Genomic DNA, 26,982 nt, shown 5'->3' with positions numbered 1-26,982 from the left:
CGGCCTCGTCGGCCTGGCCGAGCAGCGCGAAGAAGATGCCGAAGAGCAGTCCGGCGGCCAGCGCCATGCCGAGCACGCGGCCGGAGACGCGGCGCGCCGCACCGCGCTCCCCCAGGCTGACCAGGCCGATGGCGACCACGGCGAGCCCGGCGCCGCCGAGCGCGACGGCACCCGGGGAGTGAGCGAGGACCAGGCCGGCGACGATCGGCACGATCGCCGCGGTGATCGCGGTGACCGGGGCGACGACGGCCATCACGCCGGTGGCGAGCGCGCGGTAGAGCAGCATGACGCCACCCGCGCCCGCCACGCCGGCGAGCAGTCCCCATCCCAGGTCGAGCGGGCTCGGCGAGCCGGGCACCACGAGGACGAGGACGAGCAGCAGCGGAACGCTGAGGATCTGCGACACCACTGTCACGGCGATCGGGTCGGCGCGCCGGGACGCCTTGCCGCCGGCGAAGTCGGCGGTGCCGAAGGCGAGCGCGGACACGGCGGCGAGGACAATGGGGAGCACCCCGCAGTCGTACCACAATAGTGACCGTGAAGGACAGTGTGATGACCGACGCAAGCGGACGGGTCGGCGCGGTGACCTCCGCGGTCGCCCGTCAGGTACGTGAGCTACGCGCCGCCCGTGGCTGGTCGTTCGAGGAACTGGCCGGCCGGTCCGGGGTCAGCAAGGGCATGCTGGTGCAGATCGAGGGCGCCCGGACCAACCCCAGCATCGGCACGCTCTGCCGGGTCGCCGACGCGTTCGGCGTCAGCATCGCCCGGCTGCTGGAGCCCGCCGAGGAGAGCACCGTACGGGTCAGCGCGGCGGAGGAGGCGCCGGTGCTGTGGCGCGGCCCCCACGGCGGCCTCGCGCGTCTGCTCAGTGGGCTCGGCGAACCCGACCTGGTCGAGCTGTGGGACTGGCGGATGGAACCCGGGGAGGCGCTGCAGTCCTCCGACCACGCCCACGGCACCCGGGAGATCCTGCACGTGCTCGACGGCGCCGCCACTGTCACAGTCGACGGCGTCGACCACGAGGTACGCGCCGGCGAGACTGTCGAGTTCCACGCCGACCGGGAACACGGCTACCGCACGACCGGTGACGGGCCGGTGCGCCTGATGATGGTGGTGGTCACCCCGTCGGGCGAATGGGACCGGCGGACCCGCTCACGCGGACCGCGCCCGAGCTGACCCGGGCGCGGTCGCGACGGCGGGTCAGGCCGACTTCTCCTCGCGGTCCCGCCGGCGCCGGCCGGTGAACTCGCGGGGCACGATCGTCGGGTTGACGTTCTCCAGGACGACCTCGCGGGTGATCAGCACCCGGGCGGCGTCGGGGTTGCTCGGCACCTCGTACATCACGGAGAGGAGCACCTCTTCCATGATCGCCCGCAGGCCGCGGGCACCGGTGCCGCGGAGCATGGCCTGGTCGGCGATGGCCTCCAGCGCGGGCGGCTCGAACTCCAGCTCGACGCCGTCCAGCTCGAACAGGCGCTGGTACTGCCGGACCAGCGCGTTGCGCGGCTCGGTCAGGATCCGCACCAGGGCCGAGCGGTCGAGGCTGCGCACGTTGGTGATCACCGGAAGCCGGCCGATGAACTCGGGGATGAGCCCGAACTTCAGCATGTCCTCCGGCATGACCTGGCTGAAGATGTCGTCGGTCGACCGCTCGGACACCGACCGGAGCCGGGCGCCGAAGCCGGTGCCGCCGGAGCCGGTGCGGGCCTCGATGATCTGGTCGAGCCCGGCGAAGGCGCCACCGCAGATGAACAGCACGTTCGTGGTGTCGATCTGGATGAACTCCTGGTGCGGGTGCTTACGCCCGCCCTGCGGCGGCACGTTGGCGACAGTGCCTTCGAGCATCTTCAGCAGCGCCTGCTGCACACCCTCGCCGGAGACGTCGCGGGTGATCGACGGGTTCTCCGACTTACGGGCGATCTTGTCGACCTCGTCGATGTAGATGATGCCGGTCTCGGCGCGCTTGATGTCGTAGTCGGCGGCCTGGATGAGCTTCAGCAGGATGTTCTCGACGTCCTCACCGACGTAGCCCGCCTCGGTGAGCGCGGTGGCGTCGGCGATCGCGAACGGGACGTTGAGCATCCGGGCGAGCGTCTGCGCCAGGTGCGTCTTGCCGCAGCCGGTCGGGCCGAGCAGCAGGATGTTCGACTTGGCCAGCTCGACGCCGTCGGTGCCGGAGCCCGGCGCGCCGGCCGCCTCGGCCTGGATCCGCTTGTAGTGGTTGTAGACCGCGACGGCGAGCGCCTTCTTGGCCTGCTCCTGACCGACGACGTAGTTGTCGAGGAACTGGCAGATCTCCATCGGCTTGGGAAGCTCTTCCCACTTCACCTCGCCGGACTCGGCCAGCTCCTCTTCGATGATCTCGTTACAGAGATCGATGCACTCGTCGCAGATGTAGACACCAGGGCCCGCGATGAGCTTCTTGACCTGCTTCTGCGACTTGCCACAGAAGGAGCACTTGAGTAGGTCGCCGCCGTCACCGATCCGTGCCACCTACGTTCTCCCTGCACTCGTCGGCCGGAACGCCGGCCCTGACCTGCGGGCGCCGGAGCGCCCGTCCGTCCTGTCGTCCCACCATGCTGTCGGCTCCACCTGATCCGACCGGCGGAGCGGTACAGACCCGACGTTACCCGGTGGCCGGGTTTTCTCCGACCCCCAAAACGGGTGTGTCAGAGGTCGACCGGGAACGATACCCCGACCGACCTCCGACCACACGTTGCTCAGCCCGCGGCGTGCGACGCCAGCAGACCCTTCTTGCGGCTGGTCAGGATCGTGTCGACCAGCCCGTACTCCTTGGACTCCTCGGCCGTCATGATCTTGTCACGGTCGATGTCCTTGCGAACCTGCTCGATCGGGCGGTTGCAGTGCCGGGAGAGCATGTCCTCCAGCTGCGTCCGCATCCGCAGGATCTCCCGCGCCTGGATCTCGATGTCCGAGCCCTGGCCGTAGCCGCCCTCGGTGGCCGGCTGGTGGATGATGATCCGGGAGTTGGGCAGCGCCATCCGCTTGCCCGGCGTGCCCGCGGAGAGCAGCACCGCCGCCGCGCTCGCCGCCTGCCCGAGGCAGACGGTCTGGATGTCCGGGCGGACGTACTGCATGGTGTCGTAGATCGCCGTCATGGCGGTGAAGGAGCCACCGGGCGAGTTGATGTACATGATGATGTCGCGGTCCGGGTCGGTGCCCTCCAGCGTCAGCAGCTGGGCCATCACGTCGTTGGCCGACGCGTCGTCCACCTGGACGCCGAGGAAGATGATCCGGTCCTCGAAGAGCTTGTTGTACGGGTTGGACTCCTTCATCCCGTACGACGTGCGCTCGACGAACGACGGCAGAACGTAGCGGTTGTGCACGGCCGCGAACTGGGGCGGCAGGCTCAGGTCGGTCATCGTCAGCTCCTCGGTCAGCTCAGGGTCCCGGCGCCATCCGGAACCTGCGCGGCCCCGATGATCACCTTGTCGATGAAGCCGTAGTCCATGGCCTCCTGGGCGGTGAACCAGCGGTCACGGTCCGAGTCCGCCTCGATCTGCGCCTGGGACTGGCCGGTGTGGAACGCGACCCGCTCCTGGAACATCCGCTTGGTGTAGAGCATCTGCTCGGCCTGGATCGCGATGTCCGACGCGGTGCCGCCGAGGCCACCCGAGGGCTGGTGCATCATGATCCGCGCGTGCGGCAGGGCGTAGCGCTTGCCCTTGGTGCCCGCGCAGAGCAGCAGCTGGCCCATGGAGGCGGCCATGCCCATCGCCACGGTCGAGACGTCGTTGTCGATGTACTGCATGGTGTCGTAGATCGCCATGCCGGAGTAGACCGAGCCACCCGGCGAGTTGATCCAGAGGAAGATGTCGCGGTCCGGGTCCTCCGCGGCGAGCAGCAGGAGCTGCGCGCAGATGCGGTTGGCCACCTGGTCGTTCACCTCGCTGCCCAGGAAGATGATCCGTTCCTTGAGCAACCGGTTGTAGACCGAGTCGTCGAGGTTGCCAATGGAGTCGCCACCGCGGGCCTCGTTCACCCGGAGCGACTTCTTGGGGATGTGCATGTCGGTCATGGCAGCCCTTCGCTCTCCGTACCGTCCTACCCGACACTAACCGCTCAGCCGGGAGGCGTACTCCCGGTCGGGGCACTGTTCGCTCTCAGCGCAGTCACCCGCACGGCGTACCCCGGAAAGGGTTTCGGCCGCCCCCCGGCGCGCAGCGCGGGACGGCGGCCGACACCCCCGATGATCAGTGCTGGTGGTCGTGCTCGGCCTCGTTCTGGGCCCGCAGCGCGTCGAGGGAGACCTCGTTGCCCGCCGAGTCCTTGATCTTGATCTTCTCCATCACCGCGGCGAGCGCCTTGCCCCGGCGGACGTCGCCGAAGACGGCCGCGGCGGCGCCGGAGCGGACCAGCTGGTCGTAGTACTGCTGCGGGGCCATGCCGGCGCGCTGTGCCCGGTGCACGATCTCGTGACCGAACTCGTCGTCGGAGACCTGCACGTCCTCGGCGTCGGCCAGGGTGTCCAGCAGGAGCTGGATCTTGACGCCGTCGGTCGCCGCCTCGGTCAGCTCCGTGTCGATCTGCTCCTCGGTCTTCTCCTCCGCCGCGAGGTATTCCTCCAGGGAGGCGCCGATGCGCTCGAGCTGGTCGACCATCGCGGCCTTGCGGCTCTCGACCTCCTCCTTGACGACGCCCTCGGGCGCCGGCACCTCGGCGGCGGCCACCATCTGCTCCAGGGCCTTGTCACGGGCGGCGTAGATCTGCTCGACCTGCTTGCCCCGGGTGACCCGCTCCCGCAGGTCGCCGCGCAGCTCGTCGATGGTGTCGAACTCGCTGGCCATCTGCGCGAAGTCGTCGTTGAGCTCGGGGAGCTCCTTCTCCTTGACCGTGCGGACGGTCACCGCCACGTCTGCGTCACGGCCGGCGAAGTCGCCGCCGACGAGCTGCGTGGTGAAGGTGGTGCTGTCGCCGGCGGCCAGGCCGACCAGCGCCTCGTCCAGACCCGGCAGAAGCTGCTTGCTGCCCACCTCGTGCGAGATGTTGCTCGCCGAACCGCCCGGGACCTCCTCGCCGTCGACAGTGGCGTTCAGGTCGATCTGCACGAAGTCGCCCTCCTGGGCGGCCCGCTCGACGGTCTTCAGCGTGGCGAACCGCTCGCGCAGGCTGTTGATCTGCTCGTCGATCTCGCTGTCGCCGATCTCGATCTCGTCGACGGTCACCTCGATGGTGGCCGGGTCCGGCAGGGTGATCTCCGGCCGGACGTCCACCTCGGCGGTGAAGTTGAGCGAGTCGCCGTCGTTGAACTCGGTGATGTCGACCTCGGGACGGCCGAGCGTCTTCAGGTCGTGCTCCCGGACCGCGGCGAGGATGTTCTGCGGGATGGCCTCCTGGATCGCCTCGTTGAGGACGGTCCCCCGGCCCACCCGCTGGTCGATCACCGCGCTGGGAACCTTGCCCCGGCGGAAGCCGGGAACCTGGACCTGCTGGCCGATCTCCCGGTACGCCTTCTTGAGGCTCGGCTCGAGCTCGACGAACGGCACCTCGATGGCGAGCCGCACGCGCGTCGGGCTCAGAGTCTCGACGGTGCTCTTCACAGGCGTACTCCTTGACGGATCTGGGTGTTCAGTCTGGGGCGTGATTGCGCGCATCGAGTGTAGGCGAGCCGGCCGACGGCATCGGCAGGGCCCGGGTACCGCGCGGAAAAAACCGGCGGTTCCCGGGACGATCCGGTCGCGAACGACAGTCGGGGTGGCGGGATTTGAACCCACGGCCCCTCGCTCCCAAAGCGAGTGCGCTACCAAGCTGCGCCACACCCCGGTGGCGACGAAGAGTGTATGCCGTCCGGCCGCCCGCGCGGGTGACCGGGTGCCGCCGGGGTGGCGTCGGGGTGGCGTCGGGGTGGCGTCGGGCGCCACTTCGGGGAAGTGGCTGGGTCCGGGGCGTAGAAAGGCGCCACCTCGCCGAAGTTGTGTGGATCTTGACGGTCGGCGGCGTGCGCGGGGTACGCGCTGCACGGCGGCGGGGGTGATTCGGTACGCTGTCGGCGCGCCCTGCTGTGGTGGGGCGCTCGCGGGCGTAGCTCAATGGCAGAGCTTCAGTCTTCCAAACTGACGGTGCGGGTTCGATTCCCGTCGCCCGCTCCAACAGCCTCCGGCCCCGGTCAGGGGCTGCATCCCCGATCCTGGGCCGGCCGGAAATCCCAGCAGCGCGTCCTTGTCGCCGGTGAAGACCAGGGCGTCGCGCGGCGCGCCACAAGGGCCATCAGCTTCTCCGGACGGTCCACGACTGCCCGACGGGGAGATCCGCCATCTACCCTTGGAGCCGTTGCGCCCAGTACACCTGCCCGTCCGGCCCCATATGAACCAGGGCCAACAGCAGGTCCGAAATGGCAACCGGGGCGGTGGGCACGTGGACCACCGTCCGTAGCGGCCCCTCCACATGCGGAAAGAGCGCGACGAACGTCAGCGGCGAAGCGTTCCCGTCGGACACAGCCAGTCTGGAGCCGTAGGTCCACCAGGTGTTTCCCTCTTTGACATCGCCTGCGCCCCGTAGCCAGGGATAGCGCTCGGGGATCTTGTTCTCGACTCCGGCGCTCCCGAAGCCGACGGCCTCCTGCAGCGGTGACGACGCGCTGAAGCGTCCCGGCTTGAGGTTGGTGCGCTTGTCAATGAGAAAGATCGCGAAGTATCCGCCATCGAGTGGCTTGGGCGGGGTCTGCCAAGAAACCCGCCCGAGCACCAACTGGTCGCGTCCGTTGGACACCGGGGCGTATACCTTCTCGCCGAGCGCGGCCTGAGCCTCCTCGTCGCTGACGAACTGAAGTGAGGACTTGATGACCAGCGCTTCCGGGCCGTACGGCGGGTGGTTGTGCCACCAGCGCCAGCCGACGAAGGCCACCGCCGCCAGGACGACCGCCAACACCAGCCCGGTCCTTCGCCACGTCATGCCCGAAGTGAACCATGCGATCGCCAGACGACCAGCCGTCCGTGACCTTCTTCCAGCCCGAACGCCGGCATGGGCCATCTGCGGGCCGGTAACCGTGGGGTTCGATTCCCGTCGCCCGCTCCACGGCCTCCGGCCCCGATCGTCGGCGGCTCCCCCGCTCGGGCCATCCGTGGCCGTCAGCTGCTCTGGCCGCCGGCGAGGACCCGCCTCACGAACTCAACGGCCGGGCCCCTCAAGCGCCGAAACCAGCAGCTCGTACGTGGCCTGGTCGAAGGCGACCAGGCGGACGTGCTCGACGTTCGTCGGTGTCGCTCTGAGGGTCGAGATTGCGATCTCCGCTGCCTGGTCCCCCGGAAACCCGTAGACACCAGTAGCGATGGCGGGGAAAGCGACGCGGCGAGCGGCGAGCTCATCGGCAACCTCGAGGCTGCGTCGGTAGCAGGACGCCAGGACGTCGGCCTCACCGTAGCCGCCGCCTTCCCACACCGGGCCGACGGTGTGAATGACATGGCGTACCGGTGGGTCCAGATCGAACGCCGGTGTGGCGACCGCATCGCCCGGATCGCACGGTGCCAGCGCGGCACCCGCCCGGGCCAGCCGCGGTCCGGCTGCACGATGAATCGCCCCGTCCACACCGCCGCCACCCAGCAGCGACTCATTCGCCGCGGTAACGACGGCATCGACGTCCTCTCGGGTGATGTCACCGAGGACAACTTCGATCACAGGCACGGATCGATGATGCCACCAGAGCACCTCGGCGGCAGATGACCTCCGCCGCTCATCGACCGAGGAACCGCAAGACGGCGTCGCGCAGGTGCCGGTCCGGCTCGCGAGGTTCAGGGTCCGGGTCGGAGAACGGGCGACCGGCGACGTGTTCGGCCAGGACAGAGCGCAGCCGCTCCCGTTCGGCTCGCAGGCCCGACCACGCCGGCTCGGGGAGCCGCAGCACGTTGGCGAGCAGGTCACCCGGGTAGTAGTCGCCCTCAGCCAACGGATCGCGAAGCAGGATCTGCAACGCGAGAGGCAGCAGAGCAGGAACGCCGATTTCCTGCCCGAGCATGATGCGCAGGTCTTCGACAGTGAACTCAGCCAGCGGCTTGCGTCGTAGCTCCACGCAGCGCCTCATGAGAGACGTGGCCTCCGGGCCGGGGTCCGGCCAGACGTCCCGTTCAAGCTGCTCGATCGACGTCACGGCGGTCAGGCTAGCCCGCACCCTGGGAGCGCGTTCTAGTTCCCGGGCCGCTTCCGGTCTTCGCCGGGAACGTAGCCGCGCGGCGAATGAACGAACAAGCGGAAACCCATCGGCACCCGCTGGTGGCGAGGCAGGCCGAGCACGTCGTAGCCGATCGCGAGGTCGTCGAAGACGAGTCCTCCCCCGGGCGCCTGCTCGACGTCCGGAATCGTGATCGTCACGAAGACCGGCAGTTCCCTTCCCGGTCCTACTTCGGCCGACCGGAGGGGTGACGCCGTAGCCGGGTCGAACACGAGAGCAGCGGGCTCGCCGACAGGACTGCCCGCTGTCAGTCGAGCGACCTTGAACACGTGCCGGTCGGCAGGACCGTCGTCGACTGCGATCCCCCTGATCGTGACGGGCCACGGCCCGGGATTGCGGATGGACACACCGAAGGTGATCTGCCCGCCGGGGCTGAAGGCGAAGCGCACTTCGGTCGTCGACCCTTCCGTGCGAGACGCCGCGTCGGCGCCGTGCCACCACGAGCTGCCGTGGTCAAGGCGGTGACCCAGGGTGCTCACCAGATAGCCGGTACACAGCATGACAGCCAGCGCGGCGGCCAGGAACCGACGACGGCGCTTCATAGGAGCCCCATGCGCGTGCAGCGGGTGGGCGACGTAGTGCTGTCCCGGCCGGTGTTCGCGGTCGTCCGCGGGCGTGCGAACACCCTCTGGGACTGCGTGCCGTACGACGAGTCGGGCGTCCACTGATCAGCCCGCATGACCAGTAGCGACCGGATCGGTGACGGACACTGCCGGATCCCGTCGCTTCGCGAGGACGATCACGCCGATCAGAAGGAGCACGAGCCAGAGCGGCACCAGCACGGGAGCGAGCCCGCGCCAGACGGGCCACACGGGCTCAGCGAGCCGATTCGCGGCCAGATCCGTCCAGGTGAGGGCGGCCCCCGGGAACAGGGCGACGGTCACCAGGGTGCCGACCAGCAGGGGTACGGGCCGACGACTCCGCGCCACCACCCGGAACAGCACCGCACCGGCGACGGCGCCGAGCAGGGTGCCGGTGCTCGTGGCGGCGCGGAACCCTCCGGGGGCGGACTGCGTGATGCTCAGCCTCGACCCGTGCGCCGGATGGGTGAGCGTGACCGTCATCCCGTCTAGCTCGGCCCGCCAGCCGTCGCACGAGGCGCCCGGCACCCGACGGATCTCCCGCCATCCGCGTGTCTCGGCGGCCCGCCGCATCTGCTCGGACAGCGCGCAGTCGGCACCGTCGCCGTACTGGAACTCGATCCGGCTCCCGCCGACGTCGTCGGCGGCCAGCCAGACGCCGTACCGGTAGCCCTGCACTGTCGTCGCGCCGCTCGGCTCGACACCGGGAAGCAGTTCGCCGGGCGCGCTCCGAATTGCCTCGGCGCTCAGCGGCTCGGTGCCCCGGCCGCCGTACCAGGACCCGAGGGCCAGGCCGGCCGTACCGAACAGCAGCGCGCCGAGCAGCGCCATCGCGACGTACCCCGGCCGACGCCCCACCGGCCCACCCCCTGTCGCCGTGCGGCACAGCGTAGGCGTCGCACACCGTCCGCGGTGCCCCGCGTGACGACGGTGCCGGCACCCCGGTGCGTGGGCAGGCGATCCCCGCGTTCAGGCAGAGAAGCGGGCTTCGCCCGTTCGCTTGTCCACCGCGACCGGAGAGTTGCCGGCCATCGCCTCGCGCCAGTCGCCGGATTCGACGTACGCCTTCCCGTCGTAGGGGAACACGTACACGTCGTCGAGTTCCTTCACGGCGTCGTCCACGATGACGACCGGATGGGGGAAGCGGTATCGGATCTCGGTGTCCAGGAACTCTTCGGCGATCTGCCGCGCCGATTCCGGTGCGATCACGGTTTCACCGTCTCCACATCTCGGCCCAGCCGCTTCCTCGCAGCAGGGGCGGCCACCACACGGCCATGTAGCGACGCCAGAGGCCACCGCGCCGCTCGACCCGGTGCTCCGCCGTGGCGCGTCCACCGTCGCCTCGGTGCTAGTAGTGGTCCTCGATCGGCCGGCGTGCCTCGTCGAACAGCGCCGGCCCGTCGTACCGCACCGGACGCGGCGCCGAAGTCGAAGGCTTGACCTGCTCGAACTGTTCGGTGGACAACGCGTACACGACCCGGCCGAGGCCGGACGCGTTGATCGCCACGGTGCACATCGGGCAGGGCTGGCAGCTGGTGTACATGGTGGTGGCGACCGCCGCCTCGGGGGCGAGCTGTCGGGCGGCCCAGCGGGCCAGTTTCAGCTCCGGATGGGCGGTGACGTCCCGGTCGGAGACCACCGTGTTGTGGTCCTCGATCAGGACGGTGCCGTCCGCGCCGACGAGCAGCGACGCGAACGGCCGCTCGCCGGACGCGCCGGCCCGGTCGGCGAGTTCCACGGCGCGGCGCAGGAACGCTTCGTCGTCGGGTGTCATCGGCCCTCCACGTGTTCAGTCGGCGGCGATCTGCTCGACGGATCGGGCGGCGACGGCGAGCAGGGCCGGGTCGGCGCTGCGGGCGTACGCATCGCTCAGGGTGTCGACGAATTTGATCGCGTGCGCGTCCCCGGTGTCCAGCGCCCGCGCCATGGCCTCGTCGGGTTCCGGCCCGGCGGCCGGCGGGAGGGAACGGGCCTCGGCCGGGGCGTAGGCCGCGGTGACGGCGGCGGTCGCCGCCCAGGCGGCGGCCAGGCTCGGGTGCCACAGCGCCAGCGGCAGGGCCGGCAGGGTACGCAGGACGGCGTTCGGCGCGGTGGCGGCGTGCACGAGCATCACGGGACTGGCGTACCCGTGCGTGCCGTGCCGGACCACCGCGGCGTCGACGACAGCGGCGAGCCGGGTGGGCACGTCGGCGGCGGCGTCGCCGGGCACGGCCGCCGCGGCGGCCGGCCACCGGTCCAGGTCGGCCAGCTGCGCCAGGCGGGACCGGATGCCGAACCGCTGATCGGGTACGCGCGGCACGGCGTCGAGCGCGGACCGGGCGTCGGTTCCGGGGTACGGCCCGCCGCCGGGCGGGGCGAGCGGCTGCCAGCGGGCGGCCCAGTAGGCGAGCCCCTGGCCGAGTTCGGCCACGCGCGGTGCGGTCTCGGCGTCGAGCAGCGCGCGCACGGCGTGGCCGACGCGGATGACGCCGTGGGTGGCGCCGGCGGCGATCCCCGGCAGCAGTCGTGGCCACCACCGGGCCAGCACGTCGCGCCACGGGTCGCCGGCCAGCTCGCGGTCGAAGAGGTCGAGCCAGTCGCCGGTACGCACCGGGTCGCCGAGCGGGTCGCGCCACTCGTCGGCGGCGATGCGCCGGATGCCGCGCGGGCGTTCCTCCAGCCGGTCGGCGTACGCGTCGATCCAGCGGTGCACAGCTCGTTCGTGCCCGTGGCGCACCAGGGCCTCCGCCGCCATCGGCACGTGGTTGGACAGCCACCCGTCGCGCTCGGGACCGGTGTGGCGTACGCGCTCGTACGCCTCGTCGAGTACGGAGTTCAGCACGCCCGCAAGCGTCCGACCTGAAGTCCGGTTGACGTCAAGCGGGCGCGGAACCGACTGGTGTCCGGCGGCGTCGAAGCGGCCATGAGACTTCGTGCCCTGCTCGTCGTCGCCCTGGCCGCGCTCGGCCTGGTCGTGGTCATGTCACCCGCCGAACCCGCGTGGGCCTGCTCGTGCGCCCTGTCCACGACCGAGCGGGACGAGCGGGCGGACAGCATCGTCGTCGGCACCGTCTCGGAGGTGACCGACCGCGGGGTCCGGATCACCGTCGACTCCGTCGAGAAGGGCGGCGCCGGGGTCGGCAACACGCTCGGCCTGAAGGTGTCGCGCAGCGAGGAGAGTTGCGGCTACGGCTTCCGCGTCGGCGCGCGGTACCGAGTGAACTCGTCCGCCGGTGCCACCGGGCTGTGCGCCGGGATCCGCGAGATCTCGGCCCCGGCGCTCGCCGCCACCCCGTCCGCCGCCTCGGCGGAGCGGACGCAGGTCGCGGCACGGCACGTCCCCGGCCCCTGGTGGATCGTCGGCGGCGCGACAGTGGCGGTACTCGCCGCCGGGCTGGTGGTGGCGGCCAGGCGGCGGGCCGGAGGCGGACGCCCCTGACCGTCCCCCGGTCAGGACAGGCGGCGGCGGAGCTGCGCCATGTCCTCCGCGGGCAGCGCGTCGGCCACCAGCAGCCGGGGCAGCAGCTCCGGCTCCAGCATCGTGGCCCGGAACACCAGCGCCACAGTCACGTCGTGGTCGGGCCGGTGCACGATCTCGACCGGGTCCCCGGCGCCGACGCTGCCCGGCGTGATCACCCGCAGGTACGCCCCGGGCCGTACCTCCTGGGTGAACCGCTTGATCCAGCCGCGTTCGCCCAGCCACCCCTGGAACGTGCCACAGGGGATGCGCGGGCAGGAGACCTCCAGCACCAGGTCCGGCCCGATCCGCCACCGCTCGCCGATCCGCGCGCCGTTGACGTCCAGCCCGGTGGTGGTCAGGTTCTCCCCGAAGCTGCCGTCGGCGAGCGGGCGGCCCAGCTCGGCCTCCCAGTGGTCGAGGTCCTCCCGCGCGTACGCGTAGACCGCCTGGTCGGTGCCGCCGTGGTGGGCGACGTCGTAGACCCGGTCACCGGCGAGCCCGACGTCGCCGGTGCCCTTGGGGCCGGGCGCGGTGACGGCGACGCGACCGTCCACGGGCCGCTTGTCGATGCCGGTGGCCCCGATCCCCTTCCACGGGTTCGGTTGCGGTCGGCCCACGTTGACGGAGATCACCTTCATGACGGTGACGGTATGCGGCCGGGCGTCGTACCGGCCAGTCCATTCCCGGGCCGGGTGGGCGGCGCGGCGGCGCGGCCTGCGTACGATGCGGGCCGGACATCCTCGTCGGGTGGTGGAGGTAGCCGCGGATGGCAGGCCAGCAGGACGGTTTCGCCCTCGGCGTGGACCTCGGCACCTCGAACACCGTGGCGGTGCTGCGCTGGCCGGACGGGCGGACCCGGCCGGTGCTCGTCGACGGCCACCCGATCCTGCCGTCCGGCGTCCACGCCGACGCGGACGGTCACCTGCACGTCGGGCGGGACGCGCAGCGCCTGGCCCAGGCCGACCCGGCCGGCTACGAGCCGAACCCGAAGCGCCGGGTCGACGAGGAGACGGTGGAGCTGGGCGGGCGGGCGTACCGGCCGGCGGAGCTGCTGGCCGCGACGCTGCGCGCGGTCGCGGACGCGGCGGTGGCGGCGGTCGGGATGCTGCCCCCGGCGGTGGTCACCCACCCGGCGGCCTGGACTCCGGCCCGCCGTCAGGTGCTGCACGACGCGCTGGAACTCGCCGGCTGGCCGGCCGCGGCCGAGCACACGCTGGCCGGGCCGATCGCGCCCGGCACCCGCCTGCTGCGCGAGCCGGTGGCCGCCGCGCGCTACTTCACGCAGGTGCTGCGCCGGCCGGTGCCGGTGGGCGGCTCGGTGGCGGTGTTCGACTTCGGCGGCGGCACGCTCGACGTGGCGGTGCTGCGCAACGAGGGCGCCGACCCGTGGGGCGACTCCGGTTTCCAGCTGGTCGCCACCGGCGGGATCCCCGACCTCGGCGGTCTCGACCTGGACGCGGCCCTGCTCGGACGGCTCGGCGAGCTGGTCGGCCCGGTCCACCCGCGCGAGTGGGCCCGGCTGACCGCTCCGGCGAGCACCGCCGAGCGGCGGGACCGCCAGCAACTCTGGGACAACGTGCGCGGCGCCAAGGAGATGCTTTCCCGGGCCATGGTGGCGCCGGTCGCCGTACCGGGGGTGGAGGCGGCGGTCCCGCTGTCCCGGGAGGACTTCGAACGCCTGGCCGCGCCGCTGCTGGCCCGGGCGGTGACGGAGACCCGGGAGGTGACCGCCGCCGCCGGGCTGCGCCCCGAGCAACTGTCCGGCCTGTTCCTGGTCGGCGGGTCGACGCGGGTGCCGCTCGTGGCCCGGCTGCTGCACGCCGAGCTGGGCATCGCGCCGACGGTGCTGGAACAGCCGGAGATGCCGGTCGCCGAGGGCGCGCTCACCGACCTGCCGCTGCCCCGGCGGTCCGGCCGTCCCGCCCACCCGGCGTCGGCACCACCCGCGCCGACCCGGCCCGAGCCGGCCGAACCCGCGCCCACCTCGCCCGGTTCGGCTGCGGACGCCACCGCGGCGACGGTCCCCGGCGGTGCGACGAGGCCGAACCCGACCGCGCCGTTCGGCGGAGCGGACGCGGCGCCCGCCGGTCCGCACGGCACGCTGGTCGCCGACGGACCCGTCCCACCGACGTCCCCCACGAGGTACGACGGCACGCCGCTCGCCGGGGGTCCGGTCCCGCACCCGAGGTACGACGGCACTCCGGGCGCCCCCGGTTTCGTGCCGGGGGCAGCGCCCGCCGCGCACCACGCCGGACCCGGCGTACCCGGGATGCCGCCGCCCCCGCCCGGTGGAGGATGGCCGCCGGCGGGGCCCGGTCCCGGCGTACCCGGGGCGCCCTTCTCCCCCGCCCCGGGCGGTGTCCGGCCCGGCGGCGGCCGGCCACGGCGCGGCCGGTGGGTCGCGCTGGGCGCGGGTCTCGTGGTCGTCGCCGTGGCGGCGGCGGTGCTGCTCTGGGTGTTCCGGGACCGGCACCCGGCGCTTGACTTCCACACCGCCGAGCTGGTGAGGACGGTGTCCGTTGGTGACGCGCGGCCGGACCAGATGTTCACCGCGACGCTCGGGGAACGCGCCTACCTGGTCCGTTCGCTGCCCGACGACCACCTGCACGTGACGGCCGTCGAGGCGGCCACCGGGAAGACGGTCTGGGAGAAGCGGACCGACGCGGCCGCGCAGCGGTGGGCGGGGATCCGGCCGCTGCCCGACGGGCTGCTCGTCCTCGGCGACGCCACCGGCAGCGGCACCCCGCGCGTGCTCGCGGTGCTCGACGGCGACTCCGGCAAGCAGCGCTGGCAGACCGATGTCGGCCGCGACGACACCCTGTACCTCGGGCCCGACACGATCGTCCGGCTGGATCGCACCGGCGAACGCCTGGTCGGGCTGCGGCTGGACGACGGCCGCCAGCGGTGGGAGCGGCGCAACCCGCGCACCGAGTACGGCGACGCGCGCACGAAGGTCGTCCCGGTACGCACCGGCGCGGCACTGGACGGCCCCGCCGACGCCGAGGGCGCGCCGCTCGCGCCGTGGGCGGGGAAGGCGGACCGGCTCGTGCAGGTCGGCGCGGACCGCTCGGTCCGGGTCCTGGACATGCGCAGCGGGAAGATCCTCAAGGAGCGGGGCAACATGGCCGGCCTCGACGATCCGATGGCCGCCCGCGACGACCGGCTGTACGTGGCGGAGAACGATCGTGGCCTGCGGCTGCTCGCGTACGACCTGGGCGGTCTCGGCACGCCCAGCGTGCTGTACGAGGCGCCGGAGCAGGGCGGCCGGGTGAAGGATCTCGTTACGTGCGGGGAACGTCGCGTGTGCCTGCTGGAGACTCCCGGCAGCGGCGCCGACGACACCCGGGTGGTGGCGGCGACCGAGGGTGAGGGCACCCGGCAGTGGCCGGCGCCGCGCGCCGAGTCGCTGGTGCCGGTCGGTGAGCACGTGCTGGCCGGGCGGGACTCACCGGACGCGGTGACGCTGTTCGCGCCGGACGGCGCGGTGGTGATGCGCGACCGGGACGGGTTCGCGGTCCGGCTGGACGCCGGCAACCTGCTGATCTTCTCCGAGACGCCGAGCGCGTACGAGGACGACCGGGTCCTCGCCGGGACGGCGGTGGACGGCAAGCCGGTCGAGATGGGGCAGTTGAAGCAGATCCGCAGCGAGTCCTGCTCGTGGAACACGGAGATGCTGGTGTGCGGCGCGGACAAGGAGTTCCGGTTGTACCGGTTCGCCGGCTGACCGGAAGTGAGCTTGACAGCGATCGATGCCTCGGCTGGTGTGAACGGGAGAGAGATCGACGTTCGTCAGGAGGCCCCGTGTTCGTCCGACGACGGTGGACCGCACTCGCCACCACCAGCATCCTGATCGCCGCGGCGCTGGCCCATCCCGGGCCGGGCGCCGCCGCACCGCCCTCCCCCGCGATCACGCTCGCCCCCACCGAGACCGCTCTGGTCCGCGTGCGGCTCGCCGACCGGGCGCAGCTCGACCGCCTGGTCGCGGGCGGCGCCGACCTGGCCAACCGTCCCCGCTCCCGCGACGGCGCGTGGATCGCCGACCTGGTCCTCACCGGACGGCAGCTCGCCGACCTCACCCGGCAGGGGGCCACCGCCGTGCAGGTGGTGCAGCGCGCCGACGACGGTGCCCGGCACCTGGCCGAGAGCCGCCGCGCCGCGCAGGACCGCACCCGCGCCGGGCTGCGTACGAGCGGCGCCGCCGCCGTCGACACGCTCCAGTTCCTCCAGGCGTACTGGTGGACCACCGGCGGCCGGACGTTCCTCCAGGCCCAGGTCGCCACCACCGCCACCGACGACCCGGACGTCGAGATCACTGTCACCTGGCGGACGGCCGACGGTGCCACCGGCTCGTTCCCGCTGTACCGCTTCGAGGACTCGGGCGAGTACCAGTACCACTACGCGCTGCCGCAGCCGGTGCCGAGCCGTCCGGTGCAGCTCACCGCCACCTCCACGCTGGGCGGCACGAGCCGGCCGGTGACGCCGTCGCTCTGGCCGGACGCGACCCCGCCGCCGCAGCCGGCCGGCTACCAGAAGGACTTCATCGACGCGTACCTGACGCCCGTGGACATCAAGGCGCGCATCGCCCGGCTCGGCCGCCAGTACCGCGACCTGGTCGACGTCATCGACCTGCCGAACAAGACCCAGGGCTACCGCCGCAACGCCGCCGCCTACCTGGGCGACCCGGCGGCCGCCGCCGTGGTGGTCGAGTCGGTCCGCTTCGGCGACCAGGGCATGAACGGCGTACAGGTGCGCACCGTCGACCCGGGCCGGCCGAACCGGCCGCTGAGCATGCGCTACCGGGACCGGGTGCTCACCATCTCGCTGGCCACCGACGGCGCGGGCAAGGTCACGAGCACCACCGACGACGTCGCCGCCCTGATCAACGCCCCGCGGGGCGCCCGCTTCCGGGCCACTGTGGAGGACGGCTCGGCCGGCCTGCCGATGCCGGCGACCGGTCCGGTACGCCTCGACGACGGCTTGCAGGGCACCGAGGTGCCGGCCCGGCCGTGGACGGTGCAGGCGCTGCGGATCGGCAAGCACCGCGACGGCTCCCGGATCGGCGTGCTGGCGTACTCGCAGGAGCACGCCCGCGAGTGGGCGACCCCGCTCGTGACGCTGGAGTTCGCCGAGCGGCTGCTGGCGAACGCGCGTACCGACGCGGCGACCCGCAAGCTGCTGGAGCAGGTGGACGTGTTCGTCGTACCGACCGTGAACCCGGACGGCGCGAACTACTCGTTCCACGACTACAACTTCCAGCGCAAGAACCTGGTCAACCACTGCACCGGCGCCTCCCGTGACCCGAAGAACCGCACCATGTGGGGCGTCGACGTCAACCGCAACTACACGGTCGGATCCCTGTTCGACGGGTACGTGGGCGCGAGCGCGAACTGTCTGTCCGGCAACTACGCGGGCACGGGGGAGCTGTCCGAGCCGGAGAGCCGCAACGTGATCGACCTGGCCAAGGCCCACCCGAACATCAAGTTCGCGATGAACGTGCACTCGTACGGCGGCTACTTCATGTGGCCGCCCGGGGCGTACAAGGCCGACGGGCGGGTGACGCTGCCGCGCCCGTCGATCGACGAGTCGACGCTGTTCCTGGGCAGCGCGCGGCGCATCGTGGGCGCCATCGCGGCCGAGCGCGGCACCGTCACCTGGCCGTCGCAGACCGGCCCGGTCGCCGACGTGCTCTACTCGGCGGCCGGCAACTCGGCCGACCAGCTCTACTACGAGCTGGGCATCTTCGCCTGGGACTTCGAGGTGGGCAACGACAGGTGGAACGAGGCCACCGGTCAGTGGGAGGGCGTCGGCTTCCAGCCGCCGTTCGACGAGGCGCACGCCGAGGCGCAGGAGTACGCCGGCGGCCTGGTGGAACTGGTGCGGGTCGCGCGCGACTACGCCGCCGGCAACCCGGTCCGGCGCTGACCGCAGGCGGTCCCCGGCCGGTGGAGTCCGGCCGGGGACCGCGTCGGTCCGTCCGGCGTCGTGTCGGCCCGGCCGCGTCAGCTCGGGGTGCCGAGATCGCGGAAGACGGCGAGCGCGCCCGGGTCGTCGATGGTCGCCGGCACCGGCTCGTCGCGCCCCTCCACCAGGCCCCGCATGGTGCGCCGCAGGATCTTCCCGGAGCGGGTCTTCGGCAGCGCCGGCACCACAGTGACCCGGCGGAACGCGGCCACCGGGCCGATCCGCTGCCGGACCAGCGCGACCAGCTCCGCGGCGAGCGCGTCCGGGTCCACGTCGGCGCCGGCCTTGAGCACCACGTACCCGCTGGGCGCCTGCCCCTTGAGCGCGTCGGCCACGCCGATCACCGCGCACTCGGCCACCGCCGGGTGCGTCGCCAGGACCTCCTCCATCGCGCCGGTGGACAGGCGGTGCCCGGCCACGTTGATGACGTCGTCGGTGCGGCCCATCACGTACAGGTAGCCGTCCTCGTCGAACCGGCCGCCGTCGCCGGTCAGGTAGTGGCCGGGGAACGTCGACAGGTAGGAGCGGACGAACCGCTCGTCGTCACCCCAGAGCGTGGGCAGGCAGCCGGGCGGCAGCGGCAGCCGGATCACGATCGAGCCGTCCGTGCCCGGCGGCACGTCCCGGCCCGCGCCGTCCACCACGCGCACGTCGTAGCCGGGCACCGGCACCGACGGCGACCCCGGCTTGATCGGCAGCGGCTCCAGGCCGCGCGGGTTGGCCGCCACCGGCCAGCCGGTCTCCGTCTGCCACCAGTTGTCCACCACGGGTACGCCGAGCCGCGCCCCCGCCCAGGCCCAGGTGTCCGGGTCCAGCCGCTCACCGGCGAGGAAGAGGGTACGCAGCGCGCCCAGGTCGTACCGGTCGATGTGGCTGCCGTCCGGGTCCTGGCGGCGGATCGCCCGGATCGCGGTGGGCGCGGTGAACAACGCGGCCACCCGGTGCTCGGCGGCGACCCGCCAGAACGCCCCGGCGTCGGGGGTGCCGACCGGCTTGCCCTCGTAGAGCACAGTCGTCGCGCCGGTGAGCAGCGGCGCGTACACGATGTAGGAGTGGCCGACCACCCAGCCCACGTCGGAGGCGGCCCAGAAGACCTCGCCCGGCTCGATGCCGTAGACGTTGCGCATCGACCAGCGCAGCGCCACCGCGTGCCCGCCGTTGTCCCGCACCACGCCCTTGGGCCGGCCGGTGGTGCCGGAGGTGTAGAGGACGTAGAGCGGGTCGGTGGCGGCCACCGGCTCGCACGGCGCCGGTTCCGCATCCGCCATCACCTCGGCCAGGTCAGGTCGCGGCCCGGCACCAGCGGGGCCGGCTCCTGCGGGCGCTGCACCACCACGCAGCGCTCCGGCGCGTGCGCGGCCTCGTCGAGTGCGGCGGTCAGGATCGGGTGGTACGGCACCACCCGGTCGGCCTCGATGCCGCAGGAGGTGGCCACCACCACCTTCGGCCGCGCGTCGTCGATCCGGACGGCCAGCTCGTGCGCGGCGAATCCGCCGAACACCACGGAGTGCACCGCGCCGATCCGGGCGCACGCCAGCATGGCGACCACCGCCTCCGGGACCATCGCCAGGTAGAGCAGCACCCGGTCGCCCCGGCCGACGCCGAGACGGCGCAGCGCACCGGCGAACCGGGCGGTCTCGGCGAGCAGTTCGGCGTAGGTGAGGGTACGGACCGTGCCGGTCACCGGGCTGTCGTGGATCAGCGCGGGCTGGTCACCACGCCCGGCGGCGACGTGCCGGTCCAGCGCGTTGTGACAGGTGTTCAGCACCCCGTCGGGGAACCAGCGGTACAGCGGCGCCGCCGAGTCGTCGAGGATGCGTTCCGGCGGGATGACCCAGTCGATGTCGGCCGCCGCGTCCCGCCAGAAGCCGGCCGGGTCGGCGATGCTCCGCTCGTACGCTGATCGATACGTGCCCATGCCGTCATGCTGCTCCGCGACGCCGGGCCGGCACGACGGCCGGGCGGGGCCGGTGCGCCGGAAGCACGCCCCGGCTCGCTGAACGGCCGCTCACGGCGGTGGGCGGTCGCCGACCCGGCCGTTTCCGCCGGCCCGGACGGGGGTAGGGCGGGCACATGGAGACGAACACGAAGGCGTACCTGGTGGGCGGTCCCCGCGACGGCAGCAGCCAGGACACGGACGGCAAGGCCCTGGTGGAGATCGAGATCGACGGGATGATCCACCGCTACATCCGGACCACCAAGCAGCACGGCGACGACGGCGTGGTCTACAACTACGACGGCATGGTGGCGCCCGGTGGCGGCGAGCCGGGCGTCGAGGACCCGGCGGCCCGGGTCGCGTCGCCGAAGGCCGACGAGCAGAGCTGAGCGCTCAGCCCAACGGGCGACGGATGAAGCCCGTGCGGCGGGGTAAGGCAGCACGGTCCTGGTGGAGCGACGACCGGTGTCGCGGCGTACCGCGGCCGGGCACGGGCGGGCGGCACGCATGCCGCCCGCCCGTGCGTCCCGCGGACCACCCCGGCAAACCGAGTTTGATCAATGACGGGCATCGACTAGCGTGCCCAGACGTGAAAACGAACCGGATCATCCCGATCCTCCTGACCTGTGCCGTGCTGGGCCTCGCCGCGTGCGGCGACGAGAAGCCCTCGACCACGGCCGGGCCGGCGGCCACGTCGGCCTCCGCGGCCCCCTCCACGGCGGCCCCCTCGCCGTCGGCGGCCGCCGTGAGCGACAAGGACCTCTGCACCGCCGCAGAGAAGATCAACAAGGACATGCGGACGAAGCTCATGGCCGTCGTGCAGGGGGGCGGCGACCTGACGAAGCAGACCGGCGCGATCCTGATCGAACTCGGCAACCGGGTGACCGAGCTGGCCGGGACCGCCGGCGACGGCAAGGCGGCCACCGCCCTGAAGGAGTTCGGCGCGGAGGCCGGCAAGGCCGGCTCGGCCGCCGACCCGGGCACCGCCGCCGACAACCCCGCCATGGAGAAGGCCAGCAAGGACATCAACGCCGCCTGCAAGACGGCCGGCGCGCCGACCACCTTCTGACGCCGACGCCCCGGGTCGTCCGTCCGGCGCGTACCGGACGGACGACCGGTGGGCTCAGTTGCCGGTCACCCAGTTCCAGGCGGAGACCACCCACTCGGTCTGCTGGAGATAGGCCACACCGACGCCGACCAGGAACAACGCGGTCACCAGGTGGGCGCCCCTGGCGCTGCGGCGCACCCGGCCGAACTGCCGCTCCAGGATCAGCCGGCCGAGCAGCCGGGCCAGCGCGAACAGGCCGACCGCGGTGAGCAGGCTGAGCACGAACGTCAGCAGCGGGGCGACCAGGTTGCCCCGGCCGGAGATCGCCCAGATGCCCCAGCACACGAACGCGAACAGCGCGCCGGCGGCGCTCAGCTCGCCGCCCTTGCGCGCCTGGGCCAGGTGCCAGCTCATCGGCCGGCGCGGCGCCGGCTCCGCCGCCCAGTCGCCGTGCTGCTCGACAGTGGGGAACTGCTCGGTGCGCGGCGTACGCGACGGGCGCGGCTGACCGACCGCCGCCACCCCGCGCTGGAACGCGTCCCGCTGCGGGGGCACCACCCCCGGCTGGGGCGGCACCTCCACGGTGCGCTCGGCCCACGGCTGTGTCTGGTCCGCCATCTTCCGTCCTCCCCCTCGACCGGTACCGGCCTCCGTTCCGAGGGTAGCCAGCCCGCAAATAGGGTGCCGACCCCCGTCACCGTGCGATACACACGTGCCGTGACTGACGTGCTGGTATCCCGAGCCGAGGACTTCGACGACATCGCGGCGCTGCTGGCGCTGGCCTTCCACGGCGATCTCGACCCCGAGGTGCAGGCGCTGGAACGCCCGATCTTCGAGCCGGACCGGTCGCTGCTGGTCCGCGACGGCGGGACGGCGGTGGCCCACGCCGCCGCGTTCAGCCGCGAGCTCGCGGTGCCGGGCGCGGAGGTGCCCGCCGCGCACGTGACGATGGTCGCTGTCGCGCCGACGCACCGGCGGCGGGGCCTGCTCACCACGCTGATGCGCCGCCAGCTGCGGGACGTCCGCGACGCCGGCCGGGAGCCGATCGCGGTGCTCTGGGCCAGCGAGGGACGCATCTACCCCCGCTTCGGCTACGGGTCGGCGGCCCCGCGCTACGTCCTGTCCGTGGACACCACCGGCCTGCGACTGCCCGCCCCGGCACCCGCCGAGGGCAGGCTGCGTCTGGACCGTCCGGACGCGCACCGGGACGAGCTGGCCCGGCTGTACGAGCGGGTCCGCGCCGAACGTCCCGGCTGGTCCCGCCGCGACGAGCGCTGGTGGTCGTACGTGCTGGCGGACCTCAAGGCGCACCGGGGCGGCGCCACCGAGCGCCGGGTGCTGCTGCACGAGGGCGCCGACGGCCTCGACGGGTACGCGCTCTACCGGACGAAGGACAACTCGTCGGCCACCGGGCCGCAGGCCGAGGTGCAGGTCGGCGAGGTGGTGGCGGCGACGCCGGAGGCGTACACGGCGCTGTGGCGGTTGCTGCTCTCGGTCGACCTGACCCGCCGGCTGTCGTTCCCGATCGCGGCCCTGGACGAGCCGCTGTTGCGGCTGGTGGACGAGCCCCGCCAGCTCTCCCCGCAGCTCGCCGACGCGCTCTGGGTACGGGTGGTGGACGTGCCGGCCGCGCTCGCCGCCCGGCGCTACGCCACCGACGTGGACGTGGTGATCGAGGTCACCGACGAGCTGCTGAAGGAGAACACCGGCCGCTGGCGGCTGGTCGGCGGACGCGACGGCGCCCAGTGCACGCCCACCACGGCCCCGGCCGGCCTGGCGTGTGACGTACGCGCGCTCGGCGAGCTGTACCTCGGGGGCGCGAACCCGTACGCGCTGGCCGCCGCCGGCCACGTCCAGGAGCTGATCCCGCACACGCTGACCGCGCTGACGCCGGCCTTCACCTGGCACCGCACCCCCTCCCCCATGGAGGTCTTCTGACCGCCCCCTCGCCCCGCACCCCTCCCCGCCCAGCCCGGCTGACCCGCCCAGCCCGGCTGACCCGCCCAGCCCGGCTGACCCGGCGATCATGAAGTTAGCAGCGCGGATCGTCCGATTTGTCCCGGCTAACTTCATGATCGCGAGGACGAGGGCGCGGGGGCGGGGGCGGGAGCAGGGCCGGTGGGACCGCCTCGTCGTTCCCGACCCGCACGCCCATCGGGGGACTCGTCGGCGCGCGCCTCGTCGACCTTGGAGTTGTGGCACCTCACATACCTCGCTGACGGGGCGATCCGGGCGCCACAACTGCAAGATCGACAAGGTCGGCGGGATCGGGTGTGCCGGGGAGCGGGTGTGGGACGGCTCGGTCGACGGGCCGCGCGGGGTGCGAGCAGCGCGCGGGTGGGTCGGGGGCGGTACGGTCGGGGGATGGGTGAGGCGGAGCGACGGCGACGACGGCTGCGGCATCACGGCGAGGCCGGCACCCCGGCCGACGCCGACAGCACCGGCACCGGCGGGACCACCGCCAGCACCGCACCCGTACACGACGACGTGACGCCCCGGCCCGCGCGCGGTGGACGGCCGGGCGAGCCGGAGCCCCGGGGACGCCGCGCCGCCGCGCCCGCCGAGGAGGGCGAGCGCGGGCTGCGCGGGCTGGTCGGCTCCGGCTCGTCGCAGGTGAGCGTGACGGCCGCACTGCGGGCACGCGACGCGGCCCGCCCCACCGAGGACGACCTCGCCGAGGCCGAACAGCGGGTGGTGCTCATCCGCCGCAACTGGGTGCCGCGCGAGGACCTGCCCCGCAACGGGCGGTGAACCCGGAGGGGTCCGCTCAGGCGGGCAGCTCGGGCAGGCGGCGGCTCTGCTCGTAGGCGGCCACCTGCTCGATGCGCCGGCTGTGCCGGGGGTTGCCGGAGAACGGCGTGGTCAGGAACGCCTCGACGAGCGCGGTGGCCTCGTCCAGCGTGTGCTGCCGGGCGCCGATCGCGACGATGTTGGCGTCGTTGTGCTCGCGGGCGAGCTGGGCGGTGTCGACGTTCCAGGCCAGCGCCGCCCGGACGCCCGCGACCTTGTTCGAGGCGATCTGCTCGCCGTTGCCGGAGCCGCCGATCACCACGCCGAGGCTGCCCGGGTCACCGACCACCCGGTCACCGGTGTGCAGGCAGAACGCCGGGTAGTCGTCGTCCGGGTCGAAGACGTGCGGTCCCACGTCGACCACCTCGTAGCCCTGCTTGGCCAGGTGATTGGCGAGGTGCACCTTCAACTCGAAACCGGCGTGGTCGGATCCCAGGTAGACGCGCATACCGCGCAGTCTGACAGGCCCGCCTCCGGACCGGCGCGCGGGCGGCGACCCGGAGGCGGATTCGTCACACGGTCAGTGCGGCAGCTCGGCCACGACCAGGCCGGCGCGCGCCTTCGGGGTGAACCAGGTGCTCTTGCGCGGCATCTTCTCCCGGGCCAGGTTCACCGCGACGAAGTCGTCGACAGTCACCGGCGCGACGAGCACCGCCAGCTCGGCCCGGCCGGCGTCGACCTCACCGACGAGCCAGCTCGCCGGGTAGTCGCCGCCCACGTAGGTGATCCGCTTGTCGCCCGGGTCGAGGCCCAGCGCGTCGCGCAGCAGCAGGCGCTCGACGAGCGCGTGGTCGAGGTTCTCCAGCCGGCCGGCGCCGACGTGGGGCAGCGTCACCGCGTACCCCCGGCCGCCCAGGTGGAGGTGCACGACGCCGCCGGTGGCCGGGACGTCGACCGGCCCGTGAACCGGGGTGACCTCCGCGCCCGCCGCGCGCAGCCGGTCGAGCAGCTCGTCCGGCGTGGTGGTCAGCTCGCTGACCAGCCGGTTGTAGGGCTGGATGGCGACCGACGCGGGCGTGGTGACCACCGCGAGGAAGCGCGGGAAACCGCCGGTCTGCGCGGCCAGGCTGCGGTGGTTGCCGTCCGCGACCACCAGCTCCCCGCCGCCGGCGAGCGCGGTCAGCTCGTCCTGCGCCGGGCCCGGACCGAGCAGCCAGATCGCGTGCGTGCGGCCGGACTGGTCGACGTCCGTCGCGGCGGGCGCGCCGGCCGCGTCGGTCGCCGCCGCGAGCGCGGCGTGCAGCTCGTCGCCCTTGCCGGTCTGGAGCAGGAGTACGGGTGAGAGCAGGTGACCGAGCGCCTCGGCCAGGGCGACGCGCTCGCGCACCTTGGCGATGAACACGTCCTCGTTGCGGATCACCAGGCCCGGCTCGTCGGCGCGGGTGGAGATCTGATCGGTGTCGACCATGGCCCACAGCCCGTACGCGCTCTCCTCGCCCGGCGCGCTGATCCGGTAGAGCACCACCACCTGCTCGGCCGGCGTGTAGCTGCCGTCCGCCTTCGCCTCGGCCAGGCGCGCCACGGCGTCCGGCAGCGCGTCGAGGAAGGACTTCCCGAGGCTGCCGGGCGCCCGGTGGGGCATCTCGATGCCCAGGGCGCTGTGCGGATTCGCCTCGACGATGGAGGTGATCTCCGCGTCGTCGGCGAACTCGTCGTAGTTCTGCGCGCCGGTGCCGCCAGTGGTGATCCAGGCCCGGGCGATCGGATGCACGACCGTCATGTCCGCTGACGCTACCCGGGCCCCGATCGGCGCCGCCGCCGGACTCACCCGCTTACCACCAGGTGATAGCGACCGGCCCGGGACGGCTCAGGCGGTGGAGTTGCGGTGCCGGCCCGCGGCGGGGCGGCGCACCGGCGGGGCAGGGCGGGAGCCGGCGTTGAGGCGTACCGTCGTCGCACCGACGGCGGCGCCGGACCGCGACGGCGCGCGGCCGGGCCGGACGGTCTCGCCCGGCGGTGTCATCCGCGAGGTGGCCACCACCCGGGCCACGCCGACCACGATCGGCGGGGCCAGCAGGTCGGCCACCTCGGCCGGGCCGGCCGGCCAGTGGCTCTCGGTCACCGACCAGTACGTCGCACCGGAGTCCTCGGTCGCCTGCTGCGGCGCGTCGTCGGACATGCGGCGGTGCTTGGCCATGGGAACGCCTCCAGGAGCTGCCGTGCTGCGGCCCCCCGCGGGCCGTCGGCTGGGACACCCGGTGAAACGAGCCCCGCACCGGCCCGGTGACGGGCGGTGCGGGGCCCGGGCGCGTCACGTCACGCGCTCAGTCGAAGACCGGACCCTGCTCCCGGGTGCGCTTCAGCTCGTAGAAGCCGGGGGTGCCGGCGACGAGCAGCACGCCGTCCCAGAGACGGCCGGCCGCCTCGCCCTTCGGCGCCGGGGTGATCACCGGGCCGAAGAAGGCGACCTGAGCGCCGTCCGGACCCGGGGCGTGGATCACCGGGGTGCCCACGTCGGTGCCGACCGGCCGCATGCCCGCCTCGTGGCTGGCCCGCAGCGCCTCGTCGTACTGGGTGGACCCGGCCGCGTCGGCGAGCGCCGGGTCCAGGCCCACGTCGGTGAGCGCGCCCACCAGCATGTCCCGGCCCAGGCCCTCCTTGCCGAGGTGGATCCGGGTGCCCATCGCGGTGTAGAGCTTCGCCAGCGCCTCGGCGCCGTGGGCCTGCTCGACGGCGATGCACACCCGCACCGGGCCCCAGCCGTCGCGCATCAGGTCCCGGTACTCCTCCGGCAGTTCCCGGCCGTCGTTGAGCACGGACAGGCTCATCACGTGGAACCGGATGTCCACGTCCCGGACCTGCTCGACCTCCAGCAGCCAACGGGAGGTGATCCACGCCCACGGGCACAGCGGGTCGAACCACATGTCCGCGGTGACACGTTCGGTCACGGTGTTTTCCCTTCACGACATCGTCGCGCCGGGGACCCGGCGCGGTCACCTCCGATCCTCACCCCGTACCCCGGCGCCCGGTACCGGAATGAGAGCGTGACCTCGACCACCGAGAGCGGTCCGTGCATGGAAGACTCGGTCTTCGACGGGCCGT

General features: G+C 72.9%; 27 protein-coding genes, 2 tRNA genes and 1 pseudogene (1 of these 30 only partly in view). 9 read left to right on the top strand and 21 right to left on the bottom strand.

Annotation, left to right across the window (positions count from 1 at the left end; translation table 11 throughout):
* Positions 1 to 511, bottom strand: partial view of an EamA family transporter gene (locus tag ACN27C_RS15375; protein ID WP_120574193.1) — the 5' portion only. Its footprint begins 323 nt before the window's first position; the window shows 511 of its 834 coding nt (coding positions 1-511); its start codon is at positions 509 to 511; its stop codon lies off the left edge, out of view.
* Between the two features lie 41 nt (positions 512 to 552).
* On the opposite strand from ACN27C_RS15375, the gene ACN27C_RS15370 reads away from it, so the two are divergent.
* Positions 553 to 1,176, top strand: coding sequence for a helix-turn-helix domain-containing protein (locus ACN27C_RS15370; RefSeq protein ID WP_422751452.1), 624 nt, complete (start codon positions 553 to 555; stop codon positions 1,174 to 1,176).
* 24 nt (positions 1,177 to 1,200) lie between these two features.
* Here the strand turns inward: ACN27C_RS15370 and clpX are convergent, their stop codons facing one another.
* The 5 genes from clpX to ACN27C_RS15345 all read right to left on the bottom strand — a co-directional run bounded on the left by clpX (position 1,201) and on the right by ACN27C_RS15345 (position 5,784).
* Positions 1,201 to 2,493, bottom strand: coding sequence for an ATP-dependent Clp protease ATP-binding subunit ClpX (gene clpX, locus ACN27C_RS15365; RefSeq protein ID WP_091423211.1), 1,293 nt, complete (start codon positions 2,491 to 2,493; stop codon positions 1,201 to 1,203).
* A 227-nt stretch (positions 2,494 to 2,720) separates the two neighbouring features.
* Positions 2,721 to 3,383 carry an ATP-dependent Clp protease proteolytic subunit gene (locus ACN27C_RS15360; RefSeq protein ID WP_013288034.1) on the bottom strand — a complete coding sequence of 221 codons (663 nt, stop codon included), beginning with the start codon at positions 3,381 to 3,383 and terminating at the stop codon, positions 2,721 to 2,723.
* A 14-nt stretch (positions 3,384 to 3,397) separates the two neighbouring features.
* Positions 3,398 to 4,039, bottom strand: coding sequence for an ATP-dependent Clp protease proteolytic subunit (locus tag ACN27C_RS15355; RefSeq protein WP_013288035.1), 642 nt, complete (start codon positions 4,037 to 4,039; stop codon positions 3,398 to 3,400).
* 175 nt (positions 4,040 to 4,214) lie between these two features.
* The gene (gene tig / locus ACN27C_RS15350; RefSeq protein WP_422751451.1) at positions 4,215 to 5,561 is read right to left on the bottom strand and encodes a trigger factor; all 1,347 of its coding nucleotides are present in this window, start codon (positions 5,559 to 5,561) and stop codon (positions 4,215 to 4,217) included.
* Between the two features lie 149 nt (positions 5,562 to 5,710).
* A tRNA-Pro gene (locus ACN27C_RS15345) sits at positions 5,711 to 5,784 on the bottom strand.
* Between the two features lie 252 nt (positions 5,785 to 6,036).
* On the opposite strand from ACN27C_RS15345, the gene ACN27C_RS15340 reads away from it, so the two are divergent.
* Positions 6,037 to 6,110: transfer RNA gene (locus ACN27C_RS15340), tRNA-Gly, on the top strand.
* A 166-nt stretch (positions 6,111 to 6,276) separates the two neighbouring features.
* Here ACN27C_RS15340 and ACN27C_RS15335 read toward each other — a convergent pair.
* The 8 genes from ACN27C_RS15335 to ACN27C_RS15300 all read right to left on the bottom strand — a co-directional run bounded on the left by ACN27C_RS15335 (position 6,277) and on the right by ACN27C_RS15300 (position 11,587).
* Positions 6,277 to 6,888: a hypothetical protein gene (locus ACN27C_RS15335; RefSeq protein ID WP_422751450.1), complete on the bottom strand. Its 612-nt coding sequence runs from the start codon at positions 6,886 to 6,888 to the stop codon at positions 6,277 to 6,279.
* 240 nt (positions 6,889 to 7,128) lie between these two features.
* Positions 7,129 to 7,635, bottom strand: coding sequence for an O-acetyl-ADP-ribose deacetylase (locus tag ACN27C_RS15330; protein WP_422751629.1), 507 nt, complete (start codon positions 7,633 to 7,635; stop codon positions 7,129 to 7,131).
* Positions 7,636 to 7,690: 55 nt separating this feature from the next.
* Positions 7,691 to 8,104, bottom strand: a complete 414-nt coding sequence (locus ACN27C_RS15325) for a contact-dependent growth inhibition system immunity protein (protein ID WP_422751449.1) — start codon at positions 8,102 to 8,104, stop codon at positions 7,691 to 7,693.
* A gap of 35 nt (positions 8,105 to 8,139) precedes the next feature.
* A complete protein-coding gene (locus ACN27C_RS15320; protein ID WP_422751448.1) occupies positions 8,140 to 8,727 on the bottom strand; it encodes a hypothetical protein in 588 nt (195 codons plus the stop codon).
* Between the two features lie 126 nt (positions 8,728 to 8,853).
* Positions 8,854 to 9,624: a hypothetical protein gene (locus tag ACN27C_RS15315; protein ID WP_422751447.1), complete on the bottom strand. Its 771-nt coding sequence runs from the start codon at positions 9,622 to 9,624 to the stop codon at positions 8,854 to 8,856.
* A 111-nt stretch (positions 9,625 to 9,735) separates the two neighbouring features.
* Complete coding sequence (locus ACN27C_RS15310; RefSeq protein WP_252450172.1) at positions 9,736 to 9,975, bottom strand: YrhB domain-containing protein; 240 nt, start codon at positions 9,973 to 9,975, stop codon at positions 9,736 to 9,738.
* Positions 9,976 to 10,114: 139 nt separating this feature from the next.
* Positions 10,115 to 10,540: a nucleoside deaminase gene (locus ACN27C_RS15305; RefSeq protein ID WP_422751446.1), complete on the bottom strand. Its 426-nt coding sequence runs from the start codon at positions 10,538 to 10,540 to the stop codon at positions 10,115 to 10,117.
* A gap of 15 nt (positions 10,541 to 10,555) precedes the next feature.
* Positions 10,556 to 11,587 carry a hypothetical protein gene (locus tag ACN27C_RS15300; RefSeq protein WP_422751445.1) on the bottom strand — a complete coding sequence of 344 codons (1,032 nt, stop codon included), beginning with the start codon at positions 11,585 to 11,587 and terminating at the stop codon, positions 10,556 to 10,558.
* A gap of 81 nt (positions 11,588 to 11,668) precedes the next feature.
* Between ACN27C_RS15300 and ACN27C_RS15295 the strand changes: the two genes are divergently transcribed.
* A complete protein-coding gene (locus ACN27C_RS15295; protein WP_357473199.1) occupies positions 11,669 to 12,184 on the top strand; it encodes a hypothetical protein in 516 nt (171 codons plus the stop codon).
* An 11-nt stretch (positions 12,185 to 12,195) separates the two neighbouring features.
* Here the strand turns inward: ACN27C_RS15295 and ACN27C_RS15290 are convergent, their stop codons facing one another.
* On the bottom strand, positions 12,196 to 12,843 hold the full coding sequence (locus ACN27C_RS15290) for an MOSC domain-containing protein (protein WP_357473202.1): 648 nt from the start codon (positions 12,841 to 12,843) through the stop codon (positions 12,196 to 12,198).
* Between the two features lie 128 nt (positions 12,844 to 12,971).
* On the opposite strand from ACN27C_RS15290, the gene ACN27C_RS15285 reads away from it, so the two are divergent.
* Together ACN27C_RS15285 and ACN27C_RS15280 are read left to right on the top strand one after the other, a co-directional pair.
* Complete coding sequence (locus ACN27C_RS15285; protein ID WP_422751444.1) at positions 12,972 to 15,929, top strand: Hsp70 family protein; 2,958 nt, start codon at positions 12,972 to 12,974, stop codon at positions 15,927 to 15,929.
* A gap of 77 nt (positions 15,930 to 16,006) precedes the next feature.
* Entirely contained in the window at positions 16,007 to 18,127 is a 2,121-nt protein-coding gene (locus ACN27C_RS15280) for a M14 family zinc carboxypeptidase (protein ID WP_422751443.1), read from the top strand.
* A gap of 77 nt (positions 18,128 to 18,204) precedes the next feature.
* On the opposite strand, the pseudogene ACN27C_RS15275 reads toward ACN27C_RS15280, so the two are convergent.
* Positions 18,205 to 20,084: pseudogene (locus tag ACN27C_RS15275) on the bottom strand (propionyl-CoA synthetase).
* 155 nt (positions 20,085 to 20,239) lie between these two features.
* On the opposite strand from ACN27C_RS15275, the gene ACN27C_RS15270 reads away from it, so the two are divergent.
* A complete protein-coding gene (locus ACN27C_RS15270; protein ID WP_422751442.1) occupies positions 20,240 to 20,491 on the top strand; it encodes a hypothetical protein in 252 nt (83 codons plus the stop codon).
* Positions 20,492 to 20,691: 200 nt separating this feature from the next.
* Complete coding sequence (locus ACN27C_RS15265; RefSeq protein WP_120573594.1) at positions 20,692 to 21,171, top strand: hypothetical protein; 480 nt, start codon at positions 20,692 to 20,694, stop codon at positions 21,169 to 21,171.
* Between the two features lie 54 nt (positions 21,172 to 21,225).
* Here ACN27C_RS15265 and ACN27C_RS15260 read toward each other — a convergent pair whose 3' ends face one another.
* Entirely contained in the window at positions 21,226 to 21,768 is a 543-nt protein-coding gene (locus ACN27C_RS15260) for a hypothetical protein (protein WP_120573593.1), read from the bottom strand.
* Positions 21,769 to 21,867: 99 nt separating this feature from the next.
* Between ACN27C_RS15260 and ACN27C_RS15255 the strand changes: the two genes are divergently transcribed.
* Positions 21,868 to 23,088 (top strand): GNAT family N-acetyltransferase, encoded by a 1,221-nt coding sequence (locus ACN27C_RS15255; RefSeq protein WP_422751441.1) that lies wholly within the window; start codon positions 21,868 to 21,870, stop codon positions 23,086 to 23,088.
* A 426-nt stretch (positions 23,089 to 23,514) separates the two neighbouring features.
* Positions 23,515 to 23,901, top strand: coding sequence for a hypothetical protein (locus ACN27C_RS15250; RefSeq protein ID WP_121683154.1), 387 nt, complete (start codon positions 23,515 to 23,517; stop codon positions 23,899 to 23,901).
* Between the two features lie 16 nt (positions 23,902 to 23,917).
* Here the strand turns inward: ACN27C_RS15250 and ACN27C_RS15245 are convergent, their stop codons facing one another.
* From ACN27C_RS15245 to ACN27C_RS15230, 4 genes are all read right to left on the bottom strand, one after another.
* Positions 23,918 to 24,388: a ribose-5-phosphate isomerase gene (locus tag ACN27C_RS15245; protein ID WP_120573590.1), complete on the bottom strand. Its 471-nt coding sequence runs from the start codon at positions 24,386 to 24,388 to the stop codon at positions 23,918 to 23,920.
* Positions 24,389 to 24,460: 72 nt separating this feature from the next.
* On the bottom strand, positions 24,461 to 25,660 hold the full coding sequence (locus ACN27C_RS15240; RefSeq protein WP_357798439.1) for a DUF1015 family protein: 1,200 nt from the start codon (positions 25,658 to 25,660) through the stop codon (positions 24,461 to 24,463).
* Positions 25,661 to 25,747: 87 nt separating this feature from the next.
* Positions 25,748 to 26,077, bottom strand: coding sequence for a hypothetical protein (locus ACN27C_RS15235; RefSeq protein WP_120573588.1), 330 nt, complete (start codon positions 26,075 to 26,077; stop codon positions 25,748 to 25,750).
* Between the two features lie 127 nt (positions 26,078 to 26,204).
* Complete coding sequence (locus ACN27C_RS15230) at positions 26,205 to 26,828, bottom strand: disulfide bond formation protein DsbA (protein ID WP_120573587.1); 624 nt, start codon at positions 26,826 to 26,828, stop codon at positions 26,205 to 26,207.
* Positions 26,829 to 26,982: the final 154 nt, after the last annotated feature.

The organism is Micromonospora sp. WMMD1219, from assembly GCF_049315215.1.
In the GTDB taxonomy this organism is placed as follows: Bacteria; Actinomycetota; Actinomycetes; order Mycobacteriales; family Micromonosporaceae; genus Micromonospora; species Micromonospora tulbaghiae.
This window is presented reverse-complemented; position numbering and strand designations above follow the sequence as displayed.